The sequence below is a fragment of the Dietzia maris genome, from assembly GCF_014144855.1.
GTDB classification, from domain to species: Bacteria; Actinomycetota; Actinomycetes; order Mycobacteriales; family Mycobacteriaceae; genus Dietzia; species Dietzia kunjamensis.
In genome coordinates, this window is record NZ_JAALDN010000122.1 from 1 (window position 1) to 3,995 (window position 3,995).

Sequence of the window (3,995 nt, forward strand, 5' to 3'; positions counted from 1 at the left end):
TGGCCACGAAGGAAATAGGCCGTGGCACCCGCGACGGCGGCGCCGCCGGCGAGGCCCACGATCCACAGCGGCGCGAAGCGGCGCAGCGGGTTGCGCTTCTGGGGCGGCGTGTCCAGAGCCGACGTCTGCTCGCGCAGCGCGGAGGCGTGCTGCCTCGCGTCCGCGGCGAGATCGCCCAGGAGCTCGGCCTGCTCGGCGCGACGATCCCGGATCACCTGGATACCGCGGCTGGCACCGAAGAGGGCCAGGCCGACCGGTCCACGGGTGGCGGCGACTGCTGCCTCGCCCAGGAAGCGGGGGTCCTTGAGGTCGAACGCCTTCCGGGCGGCGGTGCCGGCCTTGTCCAGGTCCTTTTGCGCCTGCTTGACGGCCTTACGCTCGTCGGCGCGATCGCTTCGTTTGCTCATGGGTAGATGGTGGCACAGCGGCCCGACACCGACCACCACCTCGCCGACATCGGTCCCTGCGGCGTGGCAGGATGGGTGGCGTGAGCATCGCAACGCAGAAGGCAACCATCCACACCAACCGTGGTGACATCGTCATCGAGCTGTACGGCAACCACGCCCCGGAGACGGTCTCGAACTTCGTCGGTCTCGCCGACGGCTCCAAGGACTACTCCCAGGCCAACGCCAAGGGTGAGAAGAGCGGACCGTTCTATGACGGCTCGATCTTCCACCGCGTCATCTCCGGGTTCATGATCCAGGGCGGCGACCCCACCGGCACCGGCCGGGGCGGACCGGGCTACCAGTTCAAGGACGAGTTCCACCCGGAGCTGCAGTTCTCCGAGCCCTACCTGCTGGCCATGGCCAACGCCGGCCCGGGCACCAACGGTTCGCAGTTCTTCATCACCGTCGGCGTCACGCCGCACCTGAACAACCGCCACACGATCTTCGGCAAGGTCGCCGACGAGGAGTCGCGCAAGGTCGTCGACGCCATCGCGACCACCAAGACCGGTGCGATGGACCGGCCGACCGACGACGTCGTCATCGAGTCGATCGAGATCTCCTGACCGAGCGGTCCCGGTCTGTCCGCAGAGCGGCAGAGCCGGCACGCGGCAGGGACAAGGCGGGGACGGGACACCGCACGAACGAGACGCAGCACGGATAACCGGGAGACATGAGCACCCAGACCCGACGCGGTGGCGCGGTCGCGAGATTCTTCCGCCTCCAGCCGGTCACGGCGTGGATCATCACCGCCAACCTGGCCGTCTACGCCGCCACCGTCGTGCAGGCGCGCAGCTTCCTGACCAACAACGCGTCGCCGTTGTTCGAGGCCACGGCGCTCTTCCCGCCGCTGGTGGCGGCCCGGGACGAGTGGTGGCGTCTGCTCACCTCGGCGTTCCAGCACTTCGGCCCGATGCACCTGCTGCTCAACATGTACATGTTGTGGATCCTCGGACTGGGGATCGAGCGCAGCATCGGGCACGTCCGCTTCCTCGCCCTCTACCTGGGCTCGGCGCTGGGCGGGTCGGTGGCCGTGATGTTCTACGGCCAGGGCGCCCTCACGGCCGGCGCCTCCGGGGCGATCTTCGGCCTGATGGGCGCGTACGCGATCGTGGCGATGTCGATGCGCCTCGACGTCAGGGGGATCGGGGTGTTGCTCGTCCTCAACGTCGGCGTGAGCTTCCTCGTGCCCGGCATCTCGCTCGCGGCCCATCTGGGCGGGCTCGCGGCCGGCGCCGTCGCCGCGTTCGTTCTGGTGGTGGTGCCACGCCGGATGCCGCGGCGTGTGGGCCGCACGGGCCGCGAGGTCGTCTCGTGGGCCGGCTTCCTCGTCGTGGTCGGGTCGGTCGGCGCCGCCGGGTGGTTCGCGGCCGACACCATGACGTTCGGGTTCCTCGTCACCCGCTGATTCCCACCGGCGTCTGACCCCGCGTCGGTCGACCCCCACATCGTCCGACCCCCGCGTCGTCCGCCGGGAGCGGTCTGACCCTCACCGGCCGTCGCCGACCGCCCCGAATCCCAGACGGTGCAGCGCGTCGACCACGTCCCGTGGATCCGCCCCCAGATCGAGCCGGGTGAACACGTCCAGTCGTTCGCGACCCCGCTCGTCCGTGTACTCGAGTCGCAGCAGGTGCTGCCGCGCCCCCCATCGGGAGACCCCCAGCGGGCGGACCTCCACCACCTCGGACCGCGGGACGAAGTCCACGCGGCGGAGCCTCTTGATCGCCAACTGCCCGTCCACCACCTCGAGTCGGGGCCGCCGGACCAGGTGGGACACACCCGACAGGGTGAGGAACAGCGCCGCCGGGCCGGTGAGCAGCAGTGCGAGCGGATCCTGCCGCTGCAGGCCGATCACCACCAGGGCCACCCCGAGCAGGATCTGCACGCCCGGCCACAGGGCCCCGGGTGACCACGACGCCGCCCGCGGACCGGCTCCCGACACGGCGTCACCACTCATGCCGCACATCCTCCCCTATCCACAGGCGTTATCCACACTGTGGATGAATAACACGGGTGGAGTTCGACTGCCGTTCGAGTCGACGCGGTCCCGACCTGCGGCGTCGTCGGCATCGTCAACACATAGGCGTTATCCCCAGTGTGGAGGAAGTTCTCCACAGCGTGTGAGGGGTGTGGAACAGGCGGGTCGAGACCCCTCTTTACCTCACCAGAGCCCCGTGACCTGCATAGATGCAGCGTTCTCAGAGAAAATGCAGGTCACCCCCCGCAGTGGCGGGGGGTGACCTGTGGATAAACCTGTGGAACAGGCGGAACGTGCCCGGGGAGTGCGGCCGGGCGGGCCGGCTAGCGCCAGTTCATGGTCATGAGGAGTCCCACGACCGCGAGGCCGAAACCGATCGCGAAGTTCTGCCACGTCTCGAGCGAGGCCATGAACGGGATCCGCTCACCGGCGATGTAGTACGTCACCAGCCAGAGCAGGCCCAGGATCATCAGCGCGAGCATGAGCACCAGGTACCACCGCGCGGTCGGGGTCCCCTTGACCTTGACGGGGGTGCGGCTGACGGCCGCGTCGGTGTACTCGGTCTTGGACCGGACCTTTGACTTGGGCATGGAGTCCTCGAACTGGTGGGGGATGTCGGGGCCACTCTACCAAGCCCGCCCCCGACGCTCACCCGTGCGACGGCAGTACGCTGCGTCTATGCGCATCCTCGTCGTCGACAACTACGACAGCTTCGTCTACAACCTCGTCCAGTACCTGGGCCAGTTGGGCGCGGAGTGCGACGTGTGGCGGAACGACGACCCCAGGCTCGCCGGCCCGGACGGCCGCTATGACGTGGCCGGGCTGGAGAGCGTGGTCAGCGGGTACGACGGAGTCCTGCTCAGCCCGGGTCCCGGAACGCCGGACAGGGCGGGGGCCACGATCCCGCTGATCGGGGTCTGTGGACGCGCGGGCGTCCCGGTGCTGGGAGTGTGCCTGGGCCACCAGGCGATCGGGGAGGCCTTCGGCGCGACGGTCGACCGGGCCGCCGAGCTCATGCACGGCAAGACCAGTCAGGTCATGCACGACGACTCGGGAGTCCTCGCCGGTATCCCCAGCCCGTTCACGGCCACGCGCTACCACTCGTTGACGGTCCTGCCGGAGACGATCCCGCACGAACTGGTTCCCACCGCGTGGACCGGTTCGGGTCTGGTCATGGCGATGCGTCACCGCGAGATGCCCGTCCACGGGGTGCAGTTCCACCCCGAATCGGTGATGAGCGACGGGGGGCACCGGATGCTCGCCAACTGGCTGGGCATGTGCGGCGAGCGGCCCTCGGAGACGCTGGTCGTGCGGCTGGAATCCGAGCTCGACCGGACCCGCGGCGCCGCCCTGGCCTGACCGGCTGGTCAGCTCGCCCGGTCAGTCCGGGCCGGGCAGCTCGCCCGGTCAGCCCGGGCCGGGCACCAGCCCGAACCGGATCACCCGGACGACGACCTGGTCGTTGACGCCGGCTTCGCCCACGGGCGGCTGCTGCGACCAGATCTGGCCCACGCGGCTGAGGTCGGGGTCGTTCTGCGGGAGCTCCACCAGCTGCCCGCGGTCGCCACGCCAGC

6 protein-coding genes are annotated in these 3,995 nt (G+C 69.6%); 3 read left to right on the top strand and 3 right to left on the bottom strand.

Annotated elements, in window-relative coordinates; genetic code table 11:
* Nucleotides 1-407: hypothetical protein (locus G6024_RS04585; RefSeq protein ID WP_159148168.1), on the bottom strand; the 407-nt coding region annotated here is incomplete at its 3' end.
* 71 nt (nucleotides 408-478) lie between these two features.
* Here G6024_RS04585 and G6024_RS04590 point away from each other — a divergent pair.
* Both G6024_RS04590 and G6024_RS04595 read left to right on the top strand, forming a co-directional pair.
* Nucleotides 479-1,009 carry a peptidylprolyl isomerase gene (locus tag G6024_RS04590; protein WP_182640312.1) on the top strand — a complete coding sequence of 177 codons (531 nt, stop codon included), beginning with the start codon at nucleotides 479-481 and terminating at the stop codon, nucleotides 1,007-1,009.
* A 107-nt stretch (nucleotides 1,010-1,116) separates the two neighbouring features.
* Nucleotides 1,117-1,851, top strand: coding sequence for a rhomboid family intramembrane serine protease (locus tag G6024_RS04595; protein ID WP_159148170.1), 735 nt, complete (start codon nucleotides 1,117-1,119; stop codon nucleotides 1,849-1,851).
* Between the two features lie 81 nt (nucleotides 1,852-1,932).
* On the opposite strand, the gene G6024_RS04600 is transcribed toward G6024_RS04595, so the two are convergent.
* Together G6024_RS04600 and crgA are read right to left on the bottom strand one after the other, a co-directional pair.
* A complete protein-coding gene (locus G6024_RS04600) occupies nucleotides 1,933-2,400 on the bottom strand; it encodes a PH domain-containing protein (protein WP_067716538.1) in 468 nt (155 codons plus the stop codon).
* Between the two features lie 344 nt (nucleotides 2,401-2,744).
* The gene (gene crgA, locus G6024_RS04605; RefSeq protein ID WP_067716511.1) at nucleotides 2,745-3,011 is read right to left on the bottom strand and encodes a cell division protein CrgA; all 267 of its coding nucleotides are present in this window, start codon (nucleotides 3,009-3,011) and stop codon (nucleotides 2,745-2,747) included.
* An 88-nt stretch (nucleotides 3,012-3,099) separates the two neighbouring features.
* Between crgA and G6024_RS04610 the strand changes: the two genes are divergently transcribed.
* Nucleotides 3,100-3,780: an aminodeoxychorismate/anthranilate synthase component II gene (locus G6024_RS04610; RefSeq protein WP_159148171.1), complete on the top strand. Its 681-nt coding sequence runs from the start codon at nucleotides 3,100-3,102 to the stop codon at nucleotides 3,778-3,780.
* Nucleotides 3,781-3,995 lie beyond the last annotated feature (215 nt).

Excerpts from the sequence above, each read along its gene's own strand:
- crgA (WP_067716511.1), bottom strand. The coding sequence starts at position 3,011 with ATGCCCAAGTCAAAGGTCCGGTCCAAGACCGAGTACACCGACGCGGCC.
- G6024_RS04595 (WP_159148170.1), top strand. The coding sequence starts at position 1,117 with ATGAGCACCCAGACCCGACGCGGTGGCGCGGTCGCGAGATTCTTCCGC.
- G6024_RS04610 (WP_159148171.1), top strand. The coding sequence starts at position 3,100 with ATGCGCATCCTCGTCGTCGACAACTACGACAGCTTCGTCTACAACCTC.
- G6024_RS04600 (WP_067716538.1), bottom strand. The coding sequence starts at position 2,400 with ATGAGTGGTGACGCCGTGTCGGGAGCCGGTCCGCGGGCGGCGTCGTGG.
- G6024_RS04590 (WP_182640312.1), top strand. The coding sequence starts at position 479 with ATGGGTGGCGTGAGCATCGCAACGCAGAAGGCAACCATCCACACCAAC.